The sequence below is a fragment of the Pseudomonas sp. COR18 genome, assembly GCF_048568395.1.
Classification (GTDB): Bacteria; Pseudomonadota; Gammaproteobacteria; order Pseudomonadales; family Pseudomonadaceae; genus Aquipseudomonas; species Aquipseudomonas fuscovaginae_B.
On sequence record NZ_CP183808.1, the window covers coordinates 2,365,832 to 2,389,722 of the forward strand.

At 55.3% G+C, this 23,891-nt stretch carries 18 protein-coding genes; all 18 read right to left on the reverse strand.

What is annotated here, in order from left to right; genetic code table 11:
* Position 1 precedes the first annotated feature (1 nt).
* The 18 genes from ACM62G_RS10900 to pgaD all read right to left on the reverse strand — a co-directional run bounded on the left by ACM62G_RS10900 (position 2) and on the right by pgaD (position 23,891).
* Complete coding sequence (locus ACM62G_RS10900; protein ID WP_419737139.1) at positions 2–5,209, reverse strand: dermonecrotic toxin domain-containing protein; 5,208 nt, start codon at positions 5,207–5,209, stop codon at positions 2–4.
* Between the two features lie 137 nt (positions 5,210–5,346).
* A complete protein-coding gene (locus ACM62G_RS10905) occupies positions 5,347–6,426 on the reverse strand; it encodes a glycosyltransferase family 2 protein (protein ID WP_419737140.1) in 1,080 nt (359 codons plus the stop codon).
* A complete protein-coding gene (locus tag ACM62G_RS10910; RefSeq protein ID WP_419737141.1) occupies positions 6,416–7,372 on the reverse strand; it encodes an NAD-dependent epimerase/dehydratase family protein in 957 nt (318 codons plus the stop codon). The genes ACM62G_RS10905 and ACM62G_RS10910 overlap by 11 nt, the downstream gene beginning before the upstream one ends.
* Positions 7,369–8,235, reverse strand: a complete 867-nt coding sequence (locus ACM62G_RS10915; RefSeq protein WP_419737142.1) for an alpha-1,2-fucosyltransferase — start codon at positions 8,233–8,235, stop codon at positions 7,369–7,371. Before ACM62G_RS10915 ends, ACM62G_RS10910 begins: the two co-directional genes overlap by 4 nt.
* Before the next feature lie 243 nt (positions 8,236–8,478).
* Positions 8,479–9,165: an FkbM family methyltransferase gene (locus ACM62G_RS10920; RefSeq protein WP_419737143.1), complete on the reverse strand. Its 687-nt coding sequence runs from the start codon at positions 9,163–9,165 to the stop codon at positions 8,479–8,481.
* 10 nt (positions 9,166–9,175) lie between these two features.
* Positions 9,176–10,345, reverse strand: a complete 1,170-nt coding sequence (locus ACM62G_RS10925) for a DegT/DnrJ/EryC1/StrS family aminotransferase (RefSeq protein WP_419737144.1) — start codon at positions 10,343–10,345, stop codon at positions 9,176–9,178.
* Positions 10,342–11,271 carry a GDP-L-fucose synthase family protein gene (locus ACM62G_RS10930; protein ID WP_419737145.1) on the reverse strand — a complete coding sequence of 310 codons (930 nt, stop codon included), beginning with the start codon at positions 11,269–11,271 and terminating at the stop codon, positions 10,342–10,344. The genes ACM62G_RS10925 and ACM62G_RS10930 overlap by 4 nt, the downstream gene beginning before the upstream one ends.
* A 17-nt stretch (positions 11,272–11,288) precedes the next feature.
* A complete protein-coding gene (gmd, locus tag ACM62G_RS10935) occupies positions 11,289–12,374 on the reverse strand; it encodes a GDP-mannose 4,6-dehydratase (RefSeq protein WP_419737146.1) in 1,086 nt (361 codons plus the stop codon).
* Complete coding sequence (locus tag ACM62G_RS10940) at positions 12,367–13,797, reverse strand: mannose-1-phosphate guanylyltransferase/mannose-6-phosphate isomerase (protein WP_419737147.1); 1,431 nt, start codon at positions 13,795–13,797, stop codon at positions 12,367–12,369. Before ACM62G_RS10940 ends, gmd begins: the two co-directional genes overlap by 8 nt.
* A gap of 120 nt (positions 13,798–13,917) precedes the next feature.
* The gene (locus tag ACM62G_RS10945) at positions 13,918–14,877 is read right to left on the reverse strand and encodes a UDP-glucose 4-epimerase family protein (protein ID WP_419737148.1); all 960 of its coding nucleotides are present in this window, start codon (positions 14,875–14,877) and stop codon (positions 13,918–13,920) included.
* Position 14,878: 1 nt separating this feature from the next.
* Complete coding sequence (gene wecB / locus ACM62G_RS10950; protein ID WP_419737149.1) at positions 14,879–16,006, reverse strand: non-hydrolyzing UDP-N-acetylglucosamine 2-epimerase; 1,128 nt, start codon at positions 16,004–16,006, stop codon at positions 14,879–14,881.
* Positions 15,999–17,009: a polysaccharide biosynthesis protein gene (locus ACM62G_RS10955; protein WP_419737150.1), complete on the reverse strand. Its 1,011-nt coding sequence runs from the start codon at positions 17,007–17,009 to the stop codon at positions 15,999–16,001. The genes wecB and ACM62G_RS10955 overlap by 8 nt, the downstream gene beginning before the upstream one ends.
* A 64-nt stretch (positions 17,010–17,073) precedes the next feature.
* Positions 17,074–17,940, reverse strand: a complete 867-nt coding sequence (locus ACM62G_RS10960; RefSeq protein ID WP_419737151.1) for a dTDP-4-dehydrorhamnose reductase family protein — start codon at positions 17,938–17,940, stop codon at positions 17,074–17,076.
* A gap of 1 nt (position 17,941) precedes the next feature.
* Positions 17,942–19,171, reverse strand: a complete 1,230-nt coding sequence (locus tag ACM62G_RS10965; protein WP_419737152.1) for a glycosyltransferase family 4 protein — start codon at positions 19,169–19,171, stop codon at positions 17,942–17,944.
* A gap of 2 nt (positions 19,172–19,173) precedes the next feature.
* Positions 19,174–20,277, reverse strand: a complete 1,104-nt coding sequence (locus tag ACM62G_RS10970) for a glycosyltransferase family 4 protein (protein WP_419737153.1) — start codon at positions 20,275–20,277, stop codon at positions 19,174–19,176.
* 174 nt (positions 20,278–20,451) lie between these two features.
* Complete coding sequence (locus ACM62G_RS10975) at positions 20,452–21,912, reverse strand: oligosaccharide flippase family protein (protein ID WP_419737154.1); 1,461 nt, start codon at positions 21,910–21,912, stop codon at positions 20,452–20,454.
* Positions 21,902–22,912, reverse strand: coding sequence for a glycosyltransferase family 10 domain-containing protein (locus ACM62G_RS10980; protein ID WP_419737155.1), 1,011 nt, complete (start codon positions 22,910–22,912; stop codon positions 21,902–21,904). The genes ACM62G_RS10975 and ACM62G_RS10980 overlap by 11 nt, the downstream gene beginning before the upstream one ends.
* Positions 22,913–23,375: 463 nt before the next feature.
* The gene (gene pgaD, locus ACM62G_RS10985) at positions 23,376–23,891 is read right to left on the reverse strand and encodes a poly-beta-1,6-N-acetyl-D-glucosamine biosynthesis protein PgaD (protein WP_419737156.1); all 516 of its coding nucleotides are present in this window, start codon (positions 23,889–23,891) and stop codon (positions 23,376–23,378) included.

A 23,891-nucleotide genomic window follows, 5' to 3' on the forward strand; every position in this document is an offset into this window, starting at 1 on the left:
TCTAGGCGACCCGAATAAAGAACACCACGATCCGCTGCGAATCCGGCACCCGCTGCAAACCGGCGACCAGCTTCACCAGCCGTCCCTGCTCCAGCGCCGCCCTGGCCGGTTGCAGCCGGTCGCTGTGGCTGATCGAGCGGCTGTCGACCAACCGGCGCAACCAGTCATCCGTCAGTTGTACCGGCGCGCCCCGGGAACGGAACAATTCCAGGGCTTCGGTCCGGGTCCACTTGAGCAGGAGCAGGTAACGGTGCTCGGAACCGGGGTGGGTGCAGTCGAGGTTGACCGAGAGGAAGGAACGGCCCTTGGGTATCTCGTTGACCACGAAACCATGGCGCAGCAGGACGTCTTTCACGGCACGCTCGGTGTGCAGGGACAAGTCCATCACCCGGTGCCGCCCCCCAACCTCGAAAAAGTGCGGATTGATCACGTGGGCGGGCTCGAAATCCAGCCGGGAAAAGCCAGCCTCCCCATCCGGTAGACCGATACGGAAGAACCGCCGGGCAGATCGGCCTTCCAACTCCCGGAACAGCACATGCAGGTCCACCCCCCGCGTCCCCCAAGTCTCCAGCGTACGCTTGAGCGCGACCATGCGGCTGGCGGTGACCGTCGGGTTGCCGCCGGTCTCGGAACGCTCGATCAGCCGATTGAGCGTACGGGCCCGGCTTTCCGTGGTCATGCGCCCGGTAAGGGGGGCGAGCAACTCTCGCCCGGGGGCGTCGAACAAGGGCGCGCGTGGCGTCCAGACCCCGGTTCGTGGGTCGAAACTCACCGGGATCGGCTGCTGGTCCAGGTGGGACCACCAATGTTCGAAGTCGCTCAGCGCCAGGTCGGCCAATGGACCGGGGCGCCTTATGAAAACGATCTCGGGCTCGATATCCGAGCCATCGGCCAGCAGTTCGAAAAAACGATCGTCGAGTTTCAACAGGCGGGCATCGCTGCCCCGCCGTCGGTACAGGTGCTGGCCTGTCGGCAGTTCGACGACTTCGTCCTCGGCCAGTGTCAGGCCCCAGTGCTTCCAGGACGCGGCTGGCGCGGCCGGTCGACGGCTCATCCACTCCGGGCGCAATATCGGGGCAGGTGCGGGCGGCGGCGCGGGCCTCGCTTCCCAGGGCCGATGGAAAGGACCACGGCTGGGGCCCGGTTGCGGCTCGGGGGCGTCGGCACGCAGCAGGTGCTCGCCCGACTCGCGGATGTACAGGATCAACTCGTTCGGCTGGGCGGCCGTCTTCTTCAGGCGCAGGGCCTGCTCACCCTTGGGCCGGTAGACCTCATAGCGATGCACGCCGTCGCTGATGAACTGCACGCCGTTTTTCACCTGGCTGCCGGCGTTGGTCGGGCCGTGCAGGAGCACCCCATCCTCGCCGGGGATGCTCGCCGCATAGCCCGGGAGTACCGGTGCGGGATGGCGGCCCGCATCGAGTCTTTTCAGGGCCGCCGCGCCCTTTTCATACAGCGTGCGCCGACGGCTGATGCTTTTCAGCGCCGCCCGTGCCCAGCTCCCGAGGGCGGCCCGTGCCGGCCGGGCGCCCGCGGCCAGCGGAAAGACCATCGGGGCGACATCGATGAGGGTCATGTGCACCGCCTTGAACAGTTCGAACGCATCGCGCGGATCGCCACTGCGATGGAACTGACGCAAGGCCACCGCACTTTCCCGGATATTGACGGCGATACTGGCGACCGGCACCACCGACAACACCCTCAGCCAGTAGGCCCAACGCTGCTCACGCTCGTGCACCTCGCGCTGCTGCGCCAGTTGCCGGCTGGAGTTCGACACGACCCTGGCCCGCTGTTGCGCCCGTAGCACAATGGCGTGGCCGAGGATCAGCGCCAGGTCCGAGCGTGGGGTCCGCTCCAGGCGCAGCCAGTGCCCGGGGTTCTGTCCGATCTCGTGCCGGACCTCCTGCTTCAGCGCCTCGGGCCCCGGAAAGGGCTGCTCCACCTCGCTGTTCCACCAGCTCTTAATGACCTTGAACAGCCAGCCAGGCCTGACGGTCAACAGCGGCTCGGTCAGCGCAGCCGGCGCGGGCCCCGCTTGCGGGCAGGCCGCTGCCGGCATCGGTTCGGAGGGATACTCCGCGATGACTTGTTCCGCCCAGCCCACCGCCAGCCGCTGCGCGATATCGTCCACACGCTGCAGCGCCTGCCCGCTGTCGACCAACGCCCGCTGGGCCGCCTGCAGATCCGGGTACTCGGTCAGCACCTGGGCATGGGGCGCCCCTGGCAGGTAGACCAGGGTCAGGTTGGAAACCCGGTCGCGGATCGCCACGGCATTGCCGACATGCCGGGCCTTGGCGAAGGCCCGACCGGCGAAGGTGACAAAGTACAGCTCCGGTGTCGCAGTATCGTGGCGCGAGGCGCTGACAGGTCGGTCGCCCAGGGCTCGCTCGAACAGCTGCGCGGCCTGCTCGCCAAGCCCCTGTTGCCGGGCACTGAACAATTCCAACCGGGCCCGTTGGCGAACCAGTCGATCGAGCAGCGCCCGCTCGAAGACCGGCACGGCTTCGTTGCGGGGATCGTCGACACTGTAGAAAGCCCGCTGGATCAATGTGTCGTATTGTCCGCCCAGGTCCAGGGTGGAGATGGTCGAGATCAGGTAGTCAGGTGTCAGGCGCTGCTGCCAGGCAGGGTCCAGTATCCGTCCCTGCTGCAGCCGCAGGCGGGTAGCGGGAGCTTGCGGGTCGAGGTTCTCCAGGGCCAGTTGCAGGAAGCTGTAGCGGCGCCGCTGCTCGCTGACCTGCGTCTTCGGGCCGGCCCCACCGACCGGGTTCTCGGGATGCCCGACCCACACCCGTTCGACGCTGTCGGGCAGGTCGAACAGCGGCTTGTCGATCTCCAGTCCCGGATGAAAGCCGTCCCGCCTGAGCCGCTCGACGATCTTGCCGCGGGCGAAATCGTCCAGGTCCGGCAGACGCTGCTCCAGGCGCTGGGCCAGGGCCTGCGCGCTCAACTGATAGGACCTCAGCAGGCGGGCGTACTGCTGGCGCCTGCCGAACGCCGCCTGCGCCAGCCAGGCGGGCAGCTCACGAGCCTGCGCGGCCGTCAGTTGCAGGGCGGCGACGTTCTCCAGCGCCCGCTCACGGGCGTCGTGTTCCGGCACGCCCAGGCTCTGCTGCAGTTCATGGGCGAGCATCTGCAGGGAGCTGCGGGCATCGCCGATTTCCGAGAACGGCCGCAGGCCGCCTTCGATCGCCCGGCAGATCCGCAGGTGCTCCTGGATCTGCTGTCGCAACCCCTGCCACAAGGCATCCGCCGGGATGGCTCGGTAATGCACAGGCACCGGCTCCCCTGGCGCCAGTTGACGCAACCCGTCGCGCAGGGCGCCGCGCCGGTCCCGGGCAATCAGCGGCCAAAGGGTTTCGCATTCCGGGTCGAGCAGGGTCTGGCCCAGCTGTTGCGACAGGTTTTCGAGGCTGACGAAGACCGCCAGTCCGCCCAGCCGACCGGGCACGAACAGCAATGCCGCAGTGTTCAGTTGCGGATCCGCCAGGGCCTGCTGGGTGCTGATGACACAGGCCCCGGTCAGCGTCCAGGAAGAATCCTCAGCCCCCACGGCGATGCTCGCCACCCGGGTGTCGAGCGCCGCTCGCGACGTGCCCGGCAGCACATCGAGCAGACGCTCCAGCTCCGGCTGTTGGAGCAGCCCGAGTTGCCGCTGCATCCGCGCCTCGTGCAACAGGGCCTGGCAGCGGCCATCGAGCAGCCGGTCGCTCAGCTCGACGCCCTGCTCGTCCCTATCGCTCCAGAAGGACGCCCGGGCATAGCCGTCGCGGTCGCGCAGCAGTTCCCGGACACGGGCCACCTGCTGCTGCCACGGCTCATGATCGTCCAGCAGGACCTTGGGTACCGCCACGGCCGTTGGCTCAAGCAGCTTGAGCAGGCCGCGTTCCTGTTCGCGCACCTTGCCTTGCCGCAGGCGCTGGGGAATGCCGTCGGACAGACTGCCAAAGGTGATCGCCAGCATCCTGTGCCGCTCATCACTGCGCAGCAGGCGCGCGAGCAGCGGCCGAATCGCCGGCAGGCGGGCCAGGGCGCCCCGGCTCTGCTGCACGACCTCCACGGCCTGCAAGGGCGCCAGGCGTACGGCGTCTGTCGACAACTGCGGCAACAGGTAGGCTACATTGAGCGACAACGCGGCAGCCCATTCGCTGGCCAGTTGCGTATCCAGCCGAGCCAAAGCGCTGTGGGCCAGGGCATCGTCGGCCAGTGGCGGACATTCCAGGAAGCCATAAGGCAGGGCCGCACGATCCGTCTGGCCAAAAAGATGATGACGCTCCTGCAGGGGCAGCAACTGCCAGGCCGAATAATTGCCCGGCGCATTGAGGTGCCTGGGCAGTTCGCGCTGCAGTTCGGCCATGCTGGTGAACTCGAAGAACTCCTCGGCCACCCCCGGCACGTAAACCACCCGCCGACCAAGAGTGTCGCTGCCTGAACTCCACAGGTGCAGGGCACCACCGAGCAGTGGTGCGGCCTGACCGACACCCGGCCAGGCCAGCTCCGACACCGCCAGCTTTGCCCAGCGAGCGCCGGCCAGTGCCCGGGCCTGGGCAGACGGTGCATCCAGCAGCCCCATCAGCATCGCGGTTGCCGTGGCGGACAGCACGCCGAGGCCATGGGCCAGCAGCCCCTTGTCGTGAAACAGCCGCTTGTGCAGCTCGACCAGTCGCTCCCGACGGGAAACGCTGCTGCCCTGTGCCGGCTGCTGCCAGTAGTCGTGCAGGCTGGCGGCGATGCTGGAAGCCAGCCCCAAGGTCTTGAGACGTACCAGGGCCTGATCGGGGGTCAGTGCCAGTGGGCTGTCCGGCTCGCCGGCCAGCGTCAGCCGGGTCCCCGCTTCCAGGGACAGGAATGGATTGCGCAACATCGACAGGGCGACCTGCACCAGGCTGCGTTCCGGCTGCTCACTGCCCATGCCGGCAGGAACGCTGAACAGCAGGCGCCGCGGGTCGTGGCCGAAGGCCTCGCGCAGCCGTTGCCCAAGCACCGTGCCAATCTGCGGCGCCCGCTCCAGCAGTCGCCCGAGTTCGTGCTGACTCTCGAGAGCGCGAGTCAGCGCCGCCTGGAGTCGGTTGAGCGACAGGCTGGGATGCCGCGAAGCGGCAAGGTACTTGAATAGTCGCTCTTCGAAACGCTTGAGCAGCACGCTGTCGGGCGCCGGCAACACTGCCGTGCGCGCCGTGCTGGCCGGGTCCTGCTGGAGGCTCTCCATGGGCTGTCCCTCTTTCCATCGAAAAAGGGCAAAGCCTAAGGCGCTACCAACCGGGCCTAGGCACTAGATAATTAGCCCAGCCAGACGACTGAACATACGGATGCTGACTTGAGCCTCACGTCGCAGGTAATTGCCATTCAGCGATAAAACAAGGCTATCAGCCAATGCCTCAAGCTATTGAAAAGCTTCCCATCAGGTCGCACCCTGAACAGGCGCAGCAAGCGTAGGGTAAGCAACGTTCTGAATGATGCCTTGCCCACATGCCCTTCGCTCAGCCTTTTCCACCGAGAAGCGACGCCAGGACAATCGGCAGCGATCCTGAAGTAAATGCGCAATGCATGACTGAGCACGATCGACTTCGCTTCGCCCTCGCAGTTCTGCAGGACATATCTCAAGGCCGTATCCATTGTATCGACGTCGACCTTCAAACCAGGGCTGCGCACTGCGACCACCGACTGGATAGAGGATTTATCCTTACCCCAAGACTCGAACACATACTCCCAGTACCGTTGCTTTATCCCCTGCGACAGGAGCATCTGGCGGTTCGAAGCTGCCGTGGAGATTTGCGCAGGATGAACCCTGTAGAGCAGCAATACCTCCGGGACGTTAGCCATCCGCCATCCCGCAATGGCTGCCCTGACCCAAAGGTCATAATCTTCAGCCTTGTCACAGGTGGTGTCATAACGAAGCTGTCTTGCCAACTCTGCAGACATCATCACGGTCGGGTGGGCGAATGGAGAACCGAATAGCATTTCCATTCTTATCGCCGCCTCCGACTCTGGAAGCCTGACCGTACGTTGATCAGAGGAACCGAAGCGCTTCACCCAGCTACCAACGAGATCAGCCTTGGAATGCGCCAGGTAGTCGAGTTGCCTTTCGAACCTGAAGGGCAACGCAATATCGTCCTGATCCATTCTCGCAATCCATTTGCCTTCTGCGAGTTCCAGTGCTCTATTCAGAGTGCTGGTCAGCCCCTGGTTCTTCTGAGTAAAAACTCTGACCCTGGGGTCTTTCTGTTCATACTTCCTGAGTATTTCCAGAGAACCATCACTGGAGCCATCGTCCATCACAATGAGTTCAAAGTCCGTAACAGACTGAGCCAGAATGGAGTCGACAGCCTCGACAAGAAAAGACTCCCCATTGTAAACAGGAAGTACTACAGAGATCAGAGGCTTCTCCTTGCCACTCAGGGTATCTGCCTGAACGCTAGAATTCATTTCTACTACTCCACAACCAGTCACGTGTGGCAACGAGGCCATCAATAAGGCTTGTCTTTGCCTGCCAACCGGTGTCTTGTGTCAACTTCGAGCTATCAAGCACATTTTTTTTCACATCGAAGACCCGCTCGGCCTGGTGTTCGACATCAACCTCGCAGTTGATTTGCTGCATCAACGGCCGGATGTGATTGACGATATCCATGTTGGTCGAGCCGATGGAGGACCCCAGATTATAACACTCTGAGGCCTTGCCAAGCTCAAGGGCACTGACTATGCCCGAAGCAACATCGGAGATGTACAAGTAATCCCGAATAGAGCCGGTTTCACCAAACACCTTTATCGGCAACCCCTTGATCGCGGAAGCTATTGCAGTAGAAATAAAGCCTTGACCAATGAACGGCCGCTGTCCCACACCATAGGCATTGGCGGGGCGAACGCACACGAACTGCAAACCATGTGTCTTCGCATACAGATAGGCGTAATTCTCCAGTGTCAGCTTTGTCACACCATAGGGCGAAATCGGGTTGGCGGGATGCTCTTCCCCTATCGGCACGGACTGCGCCTCTCCGTATACCGTCCCCCCCGATGAAATCAGCACAAGCTTGATGGAACGCCTTGCAGCTTCGGTAAAAAGTTGCACGGTCGGTGGCAAGTTCTGCAGGAGATCGGCCAGAGGGTTTTCAAAGGAAGTGTTTGGAACCGTTGCGTATGCCAGGTGTATGACTTCCTGATGGGTATCGAGCAGGTCACATATCAGCGTCTGCTGACCAAAATCACCGCACACATAAGTAGCATCCTGCGCAAGCGCAAATCGTGGCTGAGCACGTCTCCCGAGGACAGTGACGCGCCTGCCCGTGGCCAGAAGCTGAGGTACGAGGTAGGCGCCGATATAGCCACCGCCGCCTATTACCAGTGTGCTTTTCCCGGAAGCATTTGAAGTGCTCATAGAACTGTCCACTCGGCGGGGATCAAGTCTGTGGTATTCGTACCGTCAGTAAACCACTGCCTGGGGGCTATCACTATTTTTTGACTGCTCGGGTTGAGCCATGCCCCCCACCAACTGAAAGAGCTATTGGCTATGACATGATGCTTGCAGTAACTCATGAGACGCATGTCATTATAGCTTTCGCCAGCCTTGTTGTGATCGATATAGTAATGCTCACTCTCAAATTCCAGATTGTTCCTCACCCACTCAATATCATCAGAGAAGACAAAAAATACCGGCCTATCCGAATTTTCCAAAACATGCGCAATCGCCGCCCTATAATACTCTAGGGAGCACGCAGCATAGACAGAATTATTTACATAGTCTCCACGCCTAACGTGAATGCTCACAGAATTTGACTGACGAATCTTTTCAGAAAAACATTCGTTTTCTTTTGACATCTTAAAATCAAAAGAAAAATCATCCCGAATGACTGCAGAGTATTTCTTGAAATACCGCTCACTTTGCCAGTAGCCAGACAAGTAGCAATTTTTCGGAAGAGAATCAACGCCCTCCCAATACTGGAAGAACGGTTCAATTGCCAAGCTTTTCTTTCGCAACCAGGATAGCTGTGAGCGTTTCAACGCTCGTTTGAACAAAGGAATTTGCTGCCAACCGAGCACGCTCTTGACATCCTCTATTCTTGCCAAGGAGTTTTTAACTTTGAAGACCCGGCCCAGCTCGAACCCCTGATGCAGAGAATAGGAGTCAAATGACGAAACATCGAGCAACAATTCAGCATCAAGTTCAAGAGACAGGGCTCGAGCCATTGCATATTGAAACATTTGGTTTCCAAGGCCGCCAATGATATTGGAAATAATCATGTTAGCTTTCCTTTGTTTCACATTGAGCATCCTTGAAACCGTCGGTGAAATTTTCAAGGCCGAATTGGGGTGAGCGTAGCATAATACAAGCCTGAACAAGTCAGCCTTGATTGGCCAGCAACAAATCAGGCTTAAACTCTGAGTTAATGACTACCGCCTTGACGGTAGTCTCCAGAAGCCAAAATTACATCGCCAGCACTCTCGATGCTCGATACACTTTCACCACTTCGCGAAGACATAAAATCAGGAAAAAGAATTATTCTTTTTCTTCCAGCTCTCCCAGACAAACTCATAACACCATGTTTCGTCATGGGTTTTTTCCAAATCCTTGCGCAGGGCATCTCTCTTGCTCTCGGCGCCCGCAACAAAATTATGGAATTGAACTTGAACGTTCTCAATTCGACCAATGTCACCAGAGGCAATGAGCGCTGGTAACACATCGTACTCGCCTCCTTCGATATTTATTTTGATGAGATCGATTTTGTCTACTTCCAACGCCTTGATGCACGGAGCGATAGAACGAACTTCAACACGCTCTGTATTACCTTTGGCCAATGGCGAGGAAAAGCTTGATGCATTTTCCGCAAGGGAAATATCAAGCCAACCATCGGACGAAGAAAGCCCATAATGAAAGCATTTCACTTTTGGCGTATCGGCAAAACGCACGACACACTTATCGTAAAATGCCTTGACAGGCTCAAAAATATAAACGCTGCAACCATATTTTTCATAAATTTCGGCCGCAAAATCTCCCTGGTACCCACCCAGATCGAAAACCACGCTATTTTCATCAAGCGGATAATTCAGCCTGAGAGTTTTATCCCCCTCGTCCCTGAACCATCTTTTTGCTTCTAGGAGAAAACCATCCTTCTTGACATGTAACTTATAAAGAAGAATGAGCCTTGCAACTATTTTTTTGAGAAAACTCATTTCTTCCTCGTTATAGATTTTTTGCCAGGATCTCAAAAGCTTCTGGGGTGGCGTAGTGATGGTTACCGACAAAAAGCCCGAACTGATCGATATGCTCAGCGTTCTTCAGAACCCCGTGAACTTCCGAGTCAAAATACTTAACCACTTCATTCTTGGCAAAATTCCCGGCAACGATAGGGCGACATTCGAAGCCAAGCTCTGTCAGTTTTGAAACAAGTACCTTGCGGGTCAGTTTGCTCCCAGGACGAATAACCAGGCTAAAACCAAACCAACTCGATGCACCAACCTCTCGCTGGATAATGATATCCGGATTATTCTGCAGAGAGCGTTGAAAAAGCGCGCCATTCTTACGGCGCTCTTCGACAATACTTGGTAAGCGTTTGACCTGTTCAATACCCAGCGCCCCTTCCAACTCTAGCGGGCGAACGTTATATCCCGGCAGAACGAAGCGGAACGACTCTTCAAAAGGATCATCGCTTTTCTCACTGCAGACCAGGTTTTCCTTAGGCAGATTACGGGTCCAGCCGTGTGCACGCAACGAGAGGAGAATCTGGTAGAGCTCTTCATCGTCAGTGACGATAAGCCCTCCTTCCATGGTGGAGATATGGTGACTGAAGAAGGAGCTGAAGCTGCCCATCACACCAAACGTGCCAGCCTGTTTGCCCTCGTAGGTCGCGCCCATGGACTCGCAGTTGTCCTCGATCAGGACAATGCTGCGCTCGCCAATGATCTGCTGGATACGCCCAAAGTCATTCGGGTTACCCAACAAGTTCACTGCCATGATGGCCCGGGTTTTGTCAGTAACCGCCGACTCCAACGCATCCAGGTCGTAGTTCAGCGTTTCCAGATCGATATCAACGAACTTGATCTTCAAGCCGTATTGATACAGCGGATAGTAGGTAGTGCTCCAGGATACAGCCGGCACGATGACCTCATCACCGCGCTTGAGCTTGAGAGAAGCGTTCTTGGTATAGAACAGCGCAGCGACCATCAGCAGGTTGGCTGAAGACCCGGAGTTCACCATGACACAATGCTTGCTCCCCACATACTGGGCAAAATCACGCTCAAAGGCTTTAACATGCTCGCCCATGGTGAACATGCCCGAGGCAATGACACGTTGCATTGCTTCAAGCTCTTCCTTTTCCCAAGAAGAAGTGGCCAGCGGAAACTTGATGCTCATTGAACGTGCTCCAGATAATAGCGATACGTCTTTTCAACGCCTTCTTGCAAGCTATGGGATGGTCGCCATCCCCACTGCTCCTGACGTTCGATACTCACCAGCTTGCGAGCCATCCCGACAGGTTTGCTGAGGTCGTGTTCAAATTGGCCGTGATAGTCCATGACTGCCGCTACAGCCTGATAGTACTCATTGATGGAGTAATCATGCCCCAGGCCGACGTTCATGTAGGCCGGCAACGATTCGAAGTGCTCGATGGCATGAACAATGGCATCAGCCAGGTCACCGCCATACATGAACTCACGCCGCGCGTTACCATCCCCCCAAATTTCTACCGACTTGTCCCCACTGGATTTTGCAGTGTGGATCTTGTGGATAATCGCCGGCAGAAGGTGTGAGTGCTGCGGATCGAACTTGTCGAAGCGACCGTAGATGTTACAAGGAATCAAGGTCTTGTATTGAAAGGTCGCGTCTTCCTTCATGATGTACTCGCACAAGCGTGCGGTGGCCACCTTGGCAAGCGCATATCCTTCGTTGGTAGGCTCCAGCTCACCCTTGAGCACCATTTCCTCGGCCAGCGGCTCCGAATGGTTGCGCGGATACATGCAGGAACTGCCGAGATTGATCAATCGCTTGATACCCGCCTTACGGGCTGCCCAAACGATGTTCCGTCCCATATCCAGGTTATCCAGAAGGAAGGAAACCGGCTCCCTGATGTTCGCCTGGATCCCACCTACCTTGCCAGCAGCGTGGATAACCATGTCTGGCTTGTGCTTCTCGAGGTACGCCTGTACGGCCTGGAAATCTCGAAGATCCAGCTCGGCACTACGCGGTGCCAGCACCTCAAAGGCAGGAGCCCGGGGGTGGTCGAGCACATTGCGCCCTACCATCCCGCCGCCGCCAGTCAACAATATTCGCATTTTGCTCATGGGTAGCAGGCCATGTCTTATTCGTTATAACTGAACGTGGTGTAACCGTGCTTCTTGATCAGCTCATCACGCTCAGCACTCTTCAGATCTTCGCGCACCATCTCGCTGACAAGCTCGTTGAAGCTGATTTTCGGAGTCCAGCCCAGCTTGTTCTTCGCTTTCGAAGCATCACCCAGCAGCGTTTCGACTTCTGTAGGGCGGAAGTACCGAGGATCGACGGCAACAATGCACTTGCCCTCGTCGTTATAGCCTTTCTCTTCTTCGCCTTTGCCTTTCCAGGTGATGTTGATACCCAGTTCCTGGGCAGCAGCATTCACAAAATCACGAACGCTGTACTGCACGCCAGTCGCGATCACGAAGTCTTCAGGATTCTCCTGCTGGAGCATCAGCCATTGCATCTCGACGTAGTCCTTGGCATGCCCCCAGTCACGCAGCGAGTCCATGTTGCCGAGGTAGAGGCAGTCCTGCAGCCCCAGCTTGATGCGAGCCAGGGCGCGGGTGATTTTCCGGGTCACGAACGTTTCGCCACGAATCGGGCTTTCGTGGTTGAACAGGATCCCGTTGCAAGCGTAGATACCATAGGCTTCACGGTAGTTGACCGTGATCCAGTAGGCATACAGCTTGGCAACCGCGTAAGGGCTGCGCGGATAGAAAGGCGTCGTTTCCTTTTGCGGGATTTCCTGGACCAGACCGTACAGCTCAGAGGTAGAAGCCTGATAGAAACGGGTCTTCTTCTCCAGTCCCAGAATCCTGATGGCCTCCAGGATACGCAATGCGCCCAGGGCATCGGAGTTGGCCGTGTATTCCGGCTCCTCAAACGAGACGGCAACATGGCTCTGTGCCGCCAGATTGTAGATCTCGTCAGGCTGCACCTTCTGGATGATCCGGGTCAGGCTGGAGGAGTCGGTCATGTCGCCATGATGCAGGAAAAACGGCAGGCCCTTTTCATGCACGTCGTGGAACAGGTGATCGATTCGAGCGGTATTGAAGAGCGAACTACGGCGTTTGATACCGTGAACTTCGTAACCTTTGCTCAACAGTAGCTCGGCCAGATAGGCTCCGTCCTGACCGGTGACGCCGGTTATGAGTGCTTTCTTAGTCATTTGCTCTTCCATAGTTGTCTTCAAATCGGACGATATCATCTTCCCCCAAGTAACTGCCTGACTGAACTTCGATAATCTCAAGCTCAACCATGCCGGGATTTTTCAGACGATGCATCTCCCCGATCGGGATGTAAGTAGATTGGTTTTCGCTCAGGAGGAATGTCTCATTCCCTCGACTGACTTCAGCGGTGCCCTTGACCACGATCCAGTGCTCTGCGCGATGATGGTGCTTTTGCAGCGATAACGATGCTCCCGGCTTCACACCAATACGCTTGACCTGGAAACGCTCTCCCCGGTCGATGCCGTCGTACCATCCCCAAGGTCGCAGAACCTTGCGATGGGAAACCGCCTCACTGCATTTTTCCTTCTCCAGCTTGGCAACAACGTCCTTGACCTGCTCCACGTTGTTCCTGTGCGTAATCAGCACCGCATCGGGCGTGTCGATGATCAAGAGGTTATCGGTCCCCAAGGCCACAACCGGGCGATAGGGCGCATGCACAAAGGTGTTGCTCGAATTGTGGACGGTTCCCTTTCCATGCACCCGGTTGCCGGCCTCATCGGCTTCTGTCAGTTCCGCCAGGGAGTTCCAGCTGCCAACGTCACTCCACTGGCTGTTGAATGGAATGACAGCGACATTGTCATGATGCTCCATCACCGCATAATCGATACTCTGTTCCCGACACGCGGAAAATGCATCGACTTGCGGACGAATGAACGTCGTGGAACTGGAGAGGGTTTCACTTGCAGCCGCCTCCAGGCTGGCTCGGCATTGCGCCAGAATATCCGGTGCGTGATCCTCGAGCGCACGAAGCAGCGTGCTGGTCTTGCAAAGAAAGATACCGGCGTTCCACAGCACATTACCGGTAAGCAGCAGATGCTGTGCGATGCTCAAATCCGGTTTTTCGATGAACTTCCCGACACTCCTGGCAGGACCGGACCTGCTGGCTCCCTGCTCGATATAGCCATAGGCGGTCGAGGGAAAACTCGGCACTATTCCAAATGTGACGATGGCGCCGGCCTCAGCCTCGCCGATACCACTGGATACCGTTTGCGCAAAATAGCGGGCGTCGGGAATATGGTGATCAGCAGGGCAGAACAGCAACAGGTTACGTCCCTCACGCTCACACTGAAGCGCCGCCAGGGCCATGGCGGGGGCGGTGTTGCGAGCGCATGGCTCCAGCAGAATGGAACCGCTGGCACTGCCGGACTGCAGTGACTCGGATACGAGGAAACGATGCTCCTCGGCAGTCACCAACATCACATGGTCCGCAAGTCCCGCCACTCGATCGAGCGTCAACTGCAGGAGGCTTTTGCCATCAATCAGTGGGACAAACTGCTTGGGAAAGCTCTTGCGCGACAGGGGCCATAGCCGAGATCCTGAGCCACCGCATAAAACAACGGGCGTAATTGAGTTGAAAGTCATGGGTGGTCTGCTTGAAAACCTTGATAATTCGCCAGGGGGCACACCCCGGGTCAGTTGTCGCAAGACAAAGGAATCATTTTAACAGAATGTCCTTTTATCCGGTCCTTTGAAGGCCGCAAATCACACCGTGTTTGCCAAAAAATGGTCGGCAGCCAAGCCCAGCGCCTCATCAACCGTCAACGGCGGAACCCATCCAAGTATCTGCCGGGTCTTTTGAATATCCACCTGTAGCGACCCACACAAACGCTGCGCCAAGGCGTCACGCCCCAGCATGTGTGCCATGCCGCTCAACCAGCGTTGCGGGACAGGCAGCAGGAGCGGCGATTTACCCAGGGCCCTGGCCATTCGTCGGAGTAGTTGGGTGGTCGACAGATCCTCTCCATCACTGGCCAGAAACACCTGCCCAGCAGCATCGGGATGCTCCAGGCAAGTCACGATCAGATCGACCAATGAGCCCAACGCCACCAGGCTGCGCCGGTTATGGATGGCACCGAGCGGCAGCGGAACGCCCTTGCTCAACCATTTCATCATGTTACGAAAATTGGCCTTCACGCCCGGCCCATAAACCAGTACAGGGCGAATGACCACGACCTCCATCCCGGTTTGAGTTGCTATCGACCACAGTCCCTGCTCGGCTTCCAACTTGGACACACCATAGGGATCAGATGGAGCCGGCAGATCGTCTGCCATATAGGGCTTCCCGGGTTCGGTACCCTCGCCGTTGACCTTGATGGAGCTGAGGAAGACAAAGCGCCTTACTCCAGCCTCAGCCGCCTGGCGGGCGAGATGCAGGGTGCCGTCAACGTTGGCGCGTCGAAACTCCGCCAACGGATCGGCAGCCCGGTCCTGCATGACATGCACGCGGGCAGCACAATGCACGACCGTATCGATGTCAAACAGTGCTTCGCGCCAATCGACCTCCGGCCCTAGATCACCCACCACGCAGGCTTCTGCATCGGGGGCGATCGCTTCAGGCAAACGTCGGTAGGCTCCCCTTGGCCGATGCTTGCCATCAGCCAGTAAACGGGCCAGCAAGGCCTGCCCGACAAAACCGCTGGCACCAGTCAGCAACAGGTTCATGTCAGGACTTACGCCATACGGTGCGATTGATATAGCCGGTGTAACTCAGCACCACGCGAACCACCTGCATCGACACCGGGCCACCCCTATAATCGGGGACCAACGGAATCATCCGCTGCTGACGATCATGCTGACTGGTGATGACCTTCACCGCAGCCAGCATTGATTCCTTGTCCAGCCCACTCATGATCAGAGTGCCTTCATCCATGCCCTCCGGACGCTCATGAGCATTACGCAATGTCACCGCCGGCAGGTTGAGCAACGAAGCCTCTTCGGTGATGGTCCCGCTGTCGGAGAGCACGCAGAACGCTTCCATCTGCAGCTTGATGTAGTCCAGCAGGCCAAAAGGCTTGACGAAGCGAATCAGCGGATGGTCCAGGGATTCCCCCAGGGCTTCCAGGCGCTTGCGCGTTCGCGGATGGGTCGAGACGATCAGTGGATAGCCGTATTCGTCCGCCAAGGCCCGCAAGCTGGCCAGCAGATCACGCAGGTTGTCAGGAGAGTCGACGTTCTCCTCACGATGGGCGCTGACGATAAAGAACTTGCCGGACTCCAGGCCACTACGCTCGAGCACGTCGGACTGGCGAATCTTGGGCATGTAGTAGTCCAGCACTTCCTGCATGTGCGAACCGGTCTTGATGATGGTTTCCGGGCGAATACCTTCGGCGATCAGGTAACGCCGGGCGTGCTCGGTCAACACCATGTTGACGTCCGACAGGTGGTCCAGCACCTTGCGATTGAGTTCCTCGGGCACACGCTGATCGAAGCAGCGGTTGCCTGCTTCCATGTGAAACACCGGAATCTTGCGCCGCTTGGCTGCAATGACCGCCAGACAGGTATTGGTGTCGCCATACAACAGCAGCGCATCCGGCTGCTCCTGCTCGAATACCTCGTCAGCCTTGGCAATCACTTCGGCAATGGTCTGCGCAGGTGTCTCGCCGGCAGCACCAAGGAAATGGTCGGGCTTGCGGATTTCCAGGTCATCAAAAAACACCTGGTTCAGCTCATAGTCGTAGTTCTGCCCCGAATGCACCAGGACGTGATTGACCTGTTTGTCCAGCTCGGCAATCACCCTGCTCATCTTGATCAGTTCGGGACGGGTCCCTACCAGGGTCATGACCTTAAGCATCGAGTTGCTCCTTGATGTAATCGAGCTTGAGCAATAGCTGCTTGATACCCGGAACATCCAAACGTTCGGTATTGTGCGAGGTGTAGTCGTCAAAGCTGGAGATTTTCTCTTCACCTTCGACGAAATACTTCTTGTAGTTCAGGTCACGGTTGTCGGCAGGAATACGATAGTAGCGCCCCATGTCCTCGGCCTTGGCCATCTCTTCACGCGATACCAGCGACTCATAGAGTTTTTCGCCATGACGGGTGCCGATCACCCGGACAGGGTTGTCCCGGCCGAACAACTCCTTGAGCGCCTGAGCCAGCTCGCCTACGGTAGAGGCCGGGGCTTTCTGGACAAAAAGATCGCCCTGCTGACCATGTTCAAAGGCATGCAGCACGAGGTCGACGGAGTCTTCAAGCGACATCAGGAAGCGGGTCATGCTCGGGTCGGTGACCGTCAGCGGCTCGTTGGTCCGGAGTTGGTCGACAAAGAGTGGAATCACGGAGCCGCGAGAGGCCATTACGTTGCCGTAACGAGTGGCGCAGATGACGGTCCCGCCTTCGGGAATCATGCGGGACTTGGCGACCATCAGCTTTTCCGCCATCGCCTTGGAAATACCCATGGCGTTGATCGGGTACACCGCCTTGTCGGTGCTGAGCACCACCACCCGCTTGACCCCGCGGTCGACGGCGGCATTCATGACGTTTTCGGTTCCCTGTACGTTGGTCCGTACTGCCTCCATGGGGTAGAACTCACAGGAAGGTACCTGTTTGAGCGCGGCGGCATGGAAAACATAATCCACACCCACCATGGCCTGCTTCAGGCTATCGTAGTCGCGTACGTCACCGATGTAGAACTTGACCTTGTCATTGGCCAAGGCGATGCGCATATCTTCCTGCTTCTTCTCGTCACGGGAGAAAATACGAATTTCACGCACATCGGTATCGAGAAACCGCCGCAACACCGTATGACCAAATGAGCCGGTGCCACCGGTGATCATCAATACCTTGTCGTTGAACATAGAACCTTCCAAATCGTATACAACCCCGAAGGGTCAGGAAAATATCGACCAAATCCCTTGGCGTTCAACCGCCCGGGCGGCTGGCATGCATGCGCTTGATCAACACAGGCCAGGAATCTGCACTATAACCCGTCGCCTCACGGAAACGCCGATCATCAAGGGAACGGTCGATCACCAGTACATCATCCGGCTGGATCTCGATGTTCCTGCCGTACTCGCTGGCGACCATACGCAACAATTCCAGCTTGTTGACCGGCTCGGCCGCCACATGATACAGCCCGTACAGTTCAGGACGAGGCAGGACGTAGTCCTTCATTACACGTGCCAGCTCCACGGTGGGCAACCCGGAGAAGATCGCTCGGGAGAAACCCTTGACGCTTCCTTCCTGAGAAAGGAACCAGTCGATCAATGCATAGTTGGAGCCCAGCTCATGACCGATGATCGATGTGCGCAAGGTAATCGCATGGGGCAGCTCATGAAGTTCGCCAATGTATTTGGACTTGCCGTACAGGTCCTCGGCATCAGACACATCTGCTTCAAGGTAAGCGCCTTTTCGCCCGGAGAACACACAGTCGGTGCTGACATGAATCAGCCGGGCGCCCATCAGCTCGCAAAAGCGCGCAAGGCGGTGCGGCAACATCGCGTTGATGGGCAGCGCGGTCAAAGGATCCTGCGCATCCGCCAACTGCTTGATCAAGCCGACACAGTTGATGATGACATCCGGACGAACCTTCGATAACGCAGCGAGCAGCGCATCCTGATCCAGTACGTCGACTCCCGTGAGCAGCCGGGCATGGTCGTTTTCGGGAAAGTGCCGAAGCGCGGACGCATTGCGCATCGTTCCCCAGACCTCATGCTGGGCATCACCACCGAACACACGAAACACGGCATGCCCCAGCATGCCTGTAACGCCAAGTACCAGCACTTTCATCTCAGATTGACCTGTCTTTTGATTCATGGCCGAGCAACTGCACCAGGACTTCAACCTGGCGGTTCATATCGAAATGCTCGTCGAAATAAGTACGCCCCGAGCGGCCCATGGCTTCACGCTCGGATGCCTGTAGAGTCTTCATGCGTCGAATATTGGCGACCAGTGGCGCCACCTGCTCGGCATCGGAAGCCAACCCAGCCCCCGCCTCCAGGATCACACGCGCCCCCTCGCCACTGACACTGGCGATGACGGGACGCCCGGCAGCCAGGTAAGCCTGGATTTTACTAGGAACGGTTTGGGCAAAAATAGCCTCATCGGTAAGCGAAACCAGCAGCGCCGACGCCCGCTCGAAAATCTGCGGCATCGAGCTCATGGGGTAACGTCCCGGTAATACCAGATTGTCCAACCCATGGGATGAGCGTTGCGATTCAAGCCACTGAAGCCGGCTCCCACTCCCGATGAGCACCAGACGAATGGACGGGTCGTCACGTAGTTCGATAGCGGCCTGAACCAGGGTATCCAGGCTCTGGGCCGTCCCCAGATTGCCCGCGAATACCACGCAGAAGTGATTATCCAGCAAATCGAGCAAGCCTTGCTCAACCGGAGTATTGCTTTCGATATTCGCGTTGTAGGAGTTGGGGTGATAGACAATCTTGCGCCTGTCGGCGTAGCGCGCTACCGGCTCGAAAAACGCACGGGACTGCACCAGCAGCACATCACAGCAGCGATAGATGGCCTTGACCATCCAGCCCACGGCACCGAGCGCGTATCGATTCTTGACGAACCCTGTTGCAGCAAGGCTTTCTGGCCACAGATCCTGCACCCACAAGGCCAGCTTGGCACCCTTGAGCCACTTGAGCATGATGGCCGGGATGGCCTGAGTGATGGGTGAGGGCGCAAACACCAGGATAGCGTCAAACTTTTGCTTGCGTAGCAGCCAGGGGAAATACAAAAGGCCAGCAAGAAGAAATGACAGGTAATTGAAAATAAGGTTTTTGGTCCCTCCCTGACCACGCGGCCACAGGGGCACACGCACAACCTCAACGACATCGCGATACTTCTCGCGCTGTACTCCCCTGGCGGTATAACCGTCCACAATTTTTCCGTCAGGGTAGTTGGGCTTCCCGGTAGCAACTGTTACCCTGTGCCCCTGCTCCACCAACTTTGAAACTATGTCATTAATAATAAAACTTTCCGGATAGAAGTACTGACTTAGCATTAGTATCCGCATCTTCAAAGCTCTTTACTTTTCAACACAGAAAAAAACAGCTCCTTGTTGGCATCGATTGCCACCTGATCGGTGAGTTTCTCTACTGCCTTCTCATAGACCAACCCGCAGAAATGATTCCGCTCATCACTTCCCATCAGAGCGAGCTGGTCAATCTTATCGGAAAAGGCCTGAGGTTTTTCCAACGGGAGATCCCACCCTAAACTTTCTTCTTCCAGGTTTCGCCAGGGGGTCTGGTCACTGATCAGCACAGGAGTACCTACACTGATGGACTCGGCGATAACATGACCATAGTTTTCACCCTGAGTCGGAAGAATAAATAGATCATACGCGGCAAAGGTACTCTTTACGTCACCAGGAAGGACATTGCCACAGTAGGAAAATTTTATATTCGAGGGTAATCGAGCAATGATGGCTTCACACTCGGCCCAATACTCAGGATCTTCCCTGGGACCATATACGTCAAACACTATATCTGCCTTCACATTCATCAGTGCAGTCAGTGCATAACTCAGGTTTTTTATACGCGCAATACGGGAAAGAAAGACCACCCTCAGAGATCCTGCCTCTGATTCCCTTCCGTCAGCCACGACCGAGGCGCGTGTGGGTTTTCCACCAATCGGGCTTGGTAGGTCTATTGCTATCGAGACATCACCCCGCTTGAGCCAAGATAATTTATTTAAAAAATCTTCTCGCTCATACTCACTTGAAGCTTGAAACTTAAGACCACGATACAGACGCGAAAAAATAAATTTATAAACTTTCTTTTTAAGCTTTTTTATATCCAATGCGCCTTTGGAGAACTCCCCCCTGGGCGCCAACACTACGGGCTTATCCGTCGACCGAAGCAGCAAACGCCCGAGCAGTGGTTTCAGGGTGAAGATCGGATCAAAGAAACTGTTCAAGTATACGAGATCATGTGGCGTAGACGAGACGACCTTGGCCATATCCTTGATAGTACACTTCTCGGGTGTCGTATAATAGACCTGAGCATTACCAACCCTCTGCCATGCATTGGCAAGGATAGACGGATAGCTTTCTGGCTCATCCTGATCACGGTCACGCGTCACGATCCAAAACTCAACCGACTCATGAAGACTGTCGGCCATATTCAGAAGCGTACGCAGTGGGCCCCCGGCCTTATAGCCAGGAAGGTAATATCCAACGAAGGTCAAGACCCGGATTTTCCGACCTGTTTCAGCCCTCACAACACCATCCTCATACGCCATGTCAGTGCAAATGGAAGCACCGCATAAATTTTCAATTTCGCTGAATCATGAGAGTCAATCTTGCCGACCGAGCATAAGAGCTTCACGATTCCCCTTCACGAGGAAAAATTTCAGCAATCCAACCAGAAACAAAATACCATAACCCAACAGAACCGCTATTGATAAAATCTTATTACTTGCAGCCTCAGAAAAAAACATGGCACTGGGGAAAAGTACACTACAGACACCGAGAAATAATAGTCCTTGCGGTTTTAAATAAATCCGCACAAGCTGATTCATCCGAAAGACCATCACCATGAAGGAAAGCCCCCCGACCATCAGCAACACCAAAGGAACAGCAATTCGATAGAACTCTGACTGAGCTGCGAAAAAGACACCGATAAAAACGCCTACCCCCCCTACAGCATAGGGGAAGAATAACGAGCGAGTATCCATTTTCGAATGTGCCGCCATCGATAGCAGATTTGCAGACATCCTAAAGAACTCGACCCATATACCAAAAACTACAAACATCGATGAGCGCGAGTACTCGGACCCAACAAGTATCTCTACCAGATAGACAGCTAAAAAAGAAACAAATACCGCAAGAAAGAAATATACCGGCAACAAAACACTGGCCATTTTTGACAAGACAGTTCCAAAATTCTTCTCATCGCTCATATTTCTATACAGTGCCGGGTACAGCCATTGCATAACAATGCTTTCAAAAGAACTCGATATCGATGTCGCTATAGACATCCCGACACCAAAGAAACCAAGAAACTCAAGACTTATGTAATTCTCAATCAAAAGTCGATAGGACTGTCCCTGCATCCACAAAAAAAGAACGCTCAAGGCAAGCGGAAGAGAAAATAGCGAAATCGTTTTTATGTTTTTTAACCTGAAATCTTCCACGACCGCCTTTAAATCAAATCTGCGCTCTATTTTCTTAAAAAAATAAACCATGCCAACAATAGCAAGCAGACCAATACCTAAAGTCTGGCCAAAAATCCAGAAAACCGCACTTACATGCCCTAGGAGGACCAGAATTGAGGAAAAAATCAGCGCAAAAAAAGATGAAAAAACAGTAAGCACAGAGAAAACCACATGCCTACCCAACAAGTTAATCATTGGTATGACTGTCTGATTCCATGTGTTGAAAAAAACAAACAACGGCACAGCCAAAGCCAAAAGAATATAATTCATTGAACGTGCCACCCCAACAAGCGGCAGCACAAGAACAAGGACAAGAGACAGCAAGGTCGCAAGCAATACATACATAAAATAAACAATTAGCTTATTCAGCACGACGCCTGACGCATACCATTCATGCGTTTTCCTGTTGACATATTGCCCTACCGGATTAATTAGGAAAAGCCCAAAAAAGCCGGTCAACGTCACTATAATATAAAGATTACCAACCTCTGAAGTACTGAGAAATGTTGTTGACATCTTGATGCTTGCAAGCATCACTACAACCTGAAGTACCCGCCCCAATGCGAGAGAAAAAAAATTCCTGTCCAGGCTACCTACCATTTGAAACAATCCTTGACACAGTCCTTGCAAAATTATCACTGCGAAACTGCTCAGCACGCTCAGAAATCAGGAATTTCTCGATATTACCAATATATTCAGAATATTGGTCATCCGGCATATTCACCATGAAATCATATAATTCTTCATAGGAAGAAAACTGAGTTCTATCGATAAAACAGCCTTCAGGAATATGTTCACGCACATTATTCGCCCCCCAATAAACGGGAACGCACCCGGCAAAAAAACAGTCAAATATCTTTTCAGTTATATAGCCAGGTATATCCCGCCCATTTTCATAGCAGATAGCAAATTTATATTTCTCCAAGACATCCTTTTTTCTAACCACCATACCTTTATAAGAACGCAGCCTTGGCGCAAGCCACCTCGTGAGTGGTTTGATTCTATTTAGCGCCCTGAACAATTTCATTCCAGAAAACCGATAGTGATCCCAACCGATTCCATACAAATCGAAATCATCTACATGATTTTTCTCGAACCAATTGATCGCACTCACTCGCTCGCTATACAACTCAAGCGGATGTGAAACCTTTTTATTCCCGGCAATTAACGCACAAAGCTTATTTTTCTCTACTCCCGAGCCACCAATACGCTCTGGAAACTTATGAGAAAAATTCATCTTGAAATACCTTAGCCCATCGACAAATTCATCGTTCCAGGTAAATACCTTACTAAAATATTTATGCCTGTCCAGATCCCAGTTATCCGGCCTGATAATCTCACTTTCAAAAATCAATAAGTAAGATTTACTACGCGCACCCGCACTAGGTAGAGCGGCTGGCATGTCTAGATATATTACAAACTCAGAGTCCTCGATACTATTTATATCCGAAGTTGCCAAATCGTAACCCAGCAGAAACAGCTCTGACTTCAGAGAAAAAAAAGCATGGAGAAAATCATCTCTATTTGCAACAGCGTCATCTAGATCGAAAATACGATTCTGCTGATAAAATCCATCAATAACAAATGACGCCTTTTTCATCCCTTACCCTTAATTCTATTTTCTCGACAAAAACTTAAAAAGCAAAAATAAAAAAACAAAAATGACGATTTCAATAACTCATCGCCAAACCTGAAACGCCTTGCCCCACACCATGGTTCCAGAAGCTATCGGCGAATTGAAACCTCAGGCTCACGGGTAAGAATGGGATGGGGGCTACATTCTATAAATACCGCTCAAAGACAATTCAGTTTCATCTCACCCGCGTTTCTTACAATTCTCTCACGCGGCAGTACTCTTTGAGGATGAAATTGTAACCTGTGGTGCCTTGACCTGCACCCTGCACCCTGCGCCAGGACCAAACGACCGGACAGGTAGCGACCAACTGATCCCGGGAGCAGTATCAAATTCTGGTGAACGAGGTCGAATCCGATTTTTCCGGGGCATGAAGGTATTGATTGATGCGCCTACGAGCTCTCTGCCTGCACATCCCCCACCGAGTAGCCTAGCTCTGCGATTTGTCATCCCCCTCCGACGGCAGGCGGATCACATGCGGATGCGCCGGCGGCGCCAGGGGCGAAGGCTGCTCGCCCGGCTCGACCCGATACAGATGGGTGATCACCTCGCGCACCCCGCCGTCCTCGTCGTTGTGCACGATCATCGAGCCGGACTCGCGCATTCGCGCGAACTTGTCCTCGCTCAACCGGAAGCTGCGGCTCAGCCCGTCGTCGCCGACCACCGGCGGGGCCAGGCGCCGTTGCGCAAAGCCACGGCTCTTGCGCTGCTGATAACGGGCCCAGGCGATCAGCACCAGCGCATTCAGCAAGGCCACCCACAGGTAGATCTGCAGGGTGTCGAGAGCCTTGAAGAACGAAATGTCGATGCGCGGGCCGGCGTGGCCGTCGAACATCGGCCACAGCCCCTCGACCAGCAGATACAGGAGGCCGGCCCAGGCCAACAGGGTGACCAGCGTATCGATGAGCACCATCAGGGGATGCTGGCGGGTCTTGATGATTTTCAT

What these genes read in the sequence shown, in the direction of transcription:
- ACM62G_RS10975 (WP_419737154.1), bottom strand. Translation starts at nt 21,912, where the DNA reads ATGGTAGGTAGCCTGGACAGGAATTTTTTTTCTCTCGCATTGGGGCGG.
- ACM62G_RS10900 (WP_419737139.1), bottom strand. Translation starts at nt 5,209, where the DNA reads ATGGAGAGCCTCCAGCAGGACCCGGCCAGCACGGCGCGCACGGCAGTG.
- ACM62G_RS10940 (WP_419737147.1), bottom strand. Translation starts at nt 13,797, where the DNA reads ATGACTTTCAACTCAATTACGCCCGTTGTTTTATGCGGTGGCTCAGGA.
- ACM62G_RS10955 (WP_419737150.1), bottom strand. Translation starts at nt 17,009, where the DNA reads ATGTTCAACGACAAGGTATTGATGATCACCGGTGGCACCGGCTCATTT.
- ACM62G_RS10960 (WP_419737151.1), bottom strand. Translation starts at nt 17,940, where the DNA reads ATGAAAGTGCTGGTACTTGGCGTTACAGGCATGCTGGGGCATGCCGTG.
- gmd (WP_419737146.1), bottom strand. Translation starts at nt 12,374, where the DNA reads ATGACTAAGAAAGCACTCATAACCGGCGTCACCGGTCAGGACGGAGCC.
- ACM62G_RS10930 (WP_419737145.1), bottom strand. Translation starts at nt 11,271, where the DNA reads ATGAGCAAAATGCGAATATTGTTGACTGGCGGCGGCGGGATGGTAGGG.
- ACM62G_RS10920 (WP_419737143.1), bottom strand. Translation starts at nt 9,165, where the DNA reads ATGAGTTTTCTCAAAAAAATAGTTGCAAGGCTCATTCTTCTTTATAAG.
- ACM62G_RS10970 (WP_419737153.1), bottom strand. Translation starts at nt 20,277, where the DNA reads ATGGCCGACAGTCTTCATGAGTCGGTTGAGTTTTGGATCGTGACGCGT.
- ACM62G_RS10980 (WP_419737155.1), bottom strand. Translation starts at nt 22,912, where the DNA reads ATGAAAAAGGCGTCATTTGTTATTGATGGATTTTATCAGCAGAATCGT.
- ACM62G_RS10905 (WP_419737140.1), bottom strand. Translation starts at nt 6,426, where the DNA reads ATGAATTCTAGCGTTCAGGCAGATACCCTGAGTGGCAAGGAGAAGCCT.
- wecB (WP_419737149.1), bottom strand. Translation starts at nt 16,006, where the DNA reads ATGCTTAAGGTCATGACCCTGGTAGGGACCCGTCCCGAACTGATCAAG.
- ACM62G_RS10945 (WP_419737148.1), bottom strand. Translation starts at nt 14,877, where the DNA reads ATGAACCTGTTGCTGACTGGTGCCAGCGGTTTTGTCGGGCAGGCCTTG.
- ACM62G_RS10965 (WP_419737152.1), bottom strand. Translation starts at nt 19,171, where the DNA reads ATGCGGATACTAATGCTAAGTCAGTACTTCTATCCGGAAAGTTTTATT.
- pgaD (WP_419737156.1), bottom strand. Translation starts at nt 23,891, where the DNA reads ATGAAAATCATCAAGACCCGCCAGCATCCCCTGATGGTGCTCATCGAT.
- ACM62G_RS10910 (WP_419737141.1), bottom strand. Translation starts at nt 7,372, where the DNA reads ATGAGCACTTCAAATGCTTCCGGGAAAAGCACACTGGTAATAGGCGGC.
- ACM62G_RS10915 (WP_419737142.1), bottom strand. Translation starts at nt 8,235, where the DNA reads ATGATTATTTCCAATATCATTGGCGGCCTTGGAAACCAAATGTTTCAA.
- ACM62G_RS10925 (WP_419737144.1), bottom strand. Translation starts at nt 10,345, where the DNA reads ATGAGCATCAAGTTTCCGCTGGCCACTTCTTCTTGGGAAAAGGAAGAG.